The sequence below is a fragment of the Streptomyces katrae genome (assembly GCF_000966975.1).
In the GTDB taxonomy this organism is placed as follows: domain Bacteria; phylum Actinomycetota; class Actinomycetes; order Streptomycetales; family Streptomycetaceae; genus Streptomyces; species Streptomyces katrae.
In genome coordinates, this window is sequence record NZ_JZWV01001036.1 from 1 (window position 1) to 2,855 (window position 2,855).

Consider the following 2,855-nt stretch of genomic DNA (forward strand, 5'->3'; position numbering starts at 1 on the left):
ACCACCGCCATGGGCTACTGCTACCCCAGGGGCGCCGTCGTCGGCGGGGACCCGGACCGGCCGATCATCCCCGAGACCATGCGCCTCAAGGGCGACGTCGGCACCCGCGCCCCGCACATGTGGCTCACCCGGGCCGGGCAGCGGGTCTCCCTCCTCGACCTCTACGAGACCTCCTTCGTGCTGCTCAGCAGCCCGGGCACGCCCTGGAAGGAGGCCGCCGGCCAGGTCGCGCGGGAACTCGGCGCACACCTGGACGCCTACACCATCGGCTCCGCGCCCGACGCCGACCTGGTCCAGCCGGACGGCGCCGACTGGGCGGAGCTCCACGAACTGGCCGCCGACGGGGCCGTCCTCGTCCGCCCGGACGGGTTCGTCGCCTGGCGGGCGGAGCACACCCCGGCCGATCCGCGCGGGGAACTCCTGGACGCCATGACGCGGCTGCTGCGCCGCGCCTGACGGCGTCCGGCTCAGCGGCAGGCCCAGCACCCCGCCCAGCACCCGTGGCCCCCGTGCCGCGGGTGCGGGCGGCGGTGCCGCGCTCCGGCATGCCCGGGGGAGGCCGGCGGCCGGCCGGTCCGGCCCGCGAGACAGGCGACCACGACGGTGATCGCGGCCAGCTCCTCGGGGCAGGCGGTGCCCCGGTGGACCCGGAGCAGACTCGATATCGCCTCTTCACTGCGCATGGTGACGGCCTCTCGGCAGGAGGTGTCCCCCCTGGGTCCGCCGCGGCAGGGCCCTCGTCCCACCCGGCCCGCCGGGCCCGCGGGCCCGATGCAGACGACGCTACGGGGCCGAACGTGGGCGTGTCGCGCCGGACGGCGGTTGTCCACAGCCGTCCGGGCGATGCCGCCGACGGCCGCCCGGGCGACGCGGCCGACGGCCGGGCGGGGGCCCGCCGGTGGCCTGCCGGTGGTTCACCGGCGGCCCAGCTTCACCCATCGGGCCGTGCTGGGCACCCCGCGCCCGTCCAGCAGGAAGAGCATGTAGTACCCGGGCGGGGCGTCCGCCGCGGTGCGCGGGGTGCGCAGGGTCATCGTCTCGCCCCGTACGGCGGTGACGGCGAGTTCCAGGTGCCGCTGGCTGGTGTTCACCGCGTGGGTGACCGTGGTCGGAGCCAGCAGCACGGCCCGGCGGACCGCGGAGGCGGTCCGGCTGCGGACCTCGAAGAGGGCGTCGTGCGCGAGTTCGCCCCCGGGTACCCGGTCCAGGGCCGGCCGGGTGCCGCCCTGGTGGAGGTAGGCGGGCTCGTAGATCTCGATGCTGCCGTCCATCGCGTCCCGGATGTCGGGGTCGTTGGCGATCTGCTGGAGTTCGTCGCCGGTCACCATCACCCTTCCGTCCGGCATCACCAGGGCGTTGGAGTGGTAGCCGCGCGGCAGCCGCTGGGCCGGTCCGAGCCGCCAGCGGCCGCGGGCGTCGCGCAGCTCCGTCTGCCGGTACTTCAGGTCGGCCCGCGGGTTGAACGGGCCGTGGCCGTAGTCGCGGGTGCTCAGGGCCCCGTTGACGGTGAGCAGGGTGGCGTCCGGCAGGATCAGGGTGTCGTCCTGGGTCCGGCCGAACGCCCGGGGCCGCTCGGTGCTCCAGCGTCCGCCCGACAGCCGGTAGGTGTTCGGGTCGTGCGGGTCGCCGCCCAGGACGAGGACCGAGTCCGGGCCGCGCAGGCCCGCCGGGAGCGGCACGGCCGACCCGTAGCCCCGGAAGTCCGCCGGGCGCCGGGGCAGGCCGGTGCGGGTCTCCTTGACCGGGTCGAACCGCCACTGCTGGTCGGCGTCGCGGCCCAGGCCGTAGATCATCCCGTCACGCAGCGAGAACAGGTGCGGGTAGTCGTTGCGGAAGGGGGCGTCCGCGCGGAACCGCTCCACCGCCATCCCCGTCGGGATGTCGTACGTCCGCCAGGGCACCGGCAGCCCCTTCGCGGGGAACCGCTCCACCACCGGGGTGGGGGTGCCGGTACCGCGTTCGGACTGGCCCGACATGATGGTCTGGCGGCCGTCGGCGCCGGTGACCACCGAGGGGTACCAGCGGCCCACGGACATGTCCCGGTTGCGGAACCAGGTCTCGGTCCACGGGTCGAACACGAAGGAGAGCTTCGCCCCGCTGCCGCCCTTGCCGCCCGCGTTGCCGCCGAAGACCGCCAGCATCCCGTTGGGCAGGAAGGCGTGCCCGGCGCAGAAGAACGGCGCCGGGCGCGGGACCCAGGTGCCGTCCGGCATCAGCACGGTCGGCGGCCGGACCTCCTTGAAGGCCCGCGCCCCCGTGCCCTTGGCCGGGTCCCACAGGAAGGCGCGGCCCGCGTTGGTCCGGCCGATGCGGTCGGTGGGGCCGGTCTCCTTGGTGGGGTCGACCTCGACCCGTTCGAAGGAGAAGAGCAGCACCTTGCCGGTGGGGAGCTGGGCGAGGTGGACGCCGAAGTCGGGGGAGGGGAAGAACTCCGCGAACCGGCCGTCGCGGGCCGCGGAAAAGGCCTTGTTGGCCGCGGCCTGGGAGCTGGTCAGCGCGGCCAGGCTCGCGGTGCGGGTGGCCTGCGGGTACTCGGCGGCCCCCGCGGCGGCGCTGCGCCGCTCGGCGTGGGCCCGGGCGTGGTCGGCGCCGATGGCGGCGGCCTCGGCGTCGGCGTGGCCGGGTTCGGCTCCCGGCCCGGTCCCGTGGGCCGAGGCGACCGGTGCGGAGAGGAAGGCGCTCGCGGCCAGGGCGGCGGCCAGCGCGGCCGACAGGGCGGCGGAGGCGGCGGCGGACCGGGGTGCTCTTCGGGACATGCGGCGCGCTCCTCGGTGTGCGACGGCCGGGGCCGAGGGCCGCCAGCTGCGGGAGGTTCGCCATGCTAGAAGCTCACCTGCATATCGCCTCATATGACC

Annotated in this window: 3 protein-coding genes; 1 reads left to right on the forward strand and 2 read right to left on the reverse strand. The window is 75.8% G+C overall.

The features are described 5' to 3' along the window. On the forward strand, positions 1 to 456 hold a 456-nt coding region (locus VR44_RS31845; protein ID WP_045951101.1), incomplete at its 5' end, for an aromatic-ring hydroxylase C-terminal domain-containing protein. An 11-nt stretch (positions 457 to 467) separates the two neighbouring features. Here VR44_RS31845 and VR44_RS49290 read toward each other — a convergent pair. Further along, entirely contained in the window at positions 468 to 683 is a 216-nt protein-coding gene (locus VR44_RS49290; RefSeq protein WP_094192052.1) for an acyl-CoA carboxylase subunit epsilon, read from the reverse strand. Positions 684 to 914: 231 nt separating this feature from the next. Beyond that, entirely contained in the window at positions 915 to 2,756 is a 1,842-nt protein-coding gene (locus VR44_RS31850; protein WP_045951102.1) for a galactose oxidase early set domain-containing protein, read from the reverse strand. Positions 2,757 to 2,855: the final 99 nt, after the last annotated feature.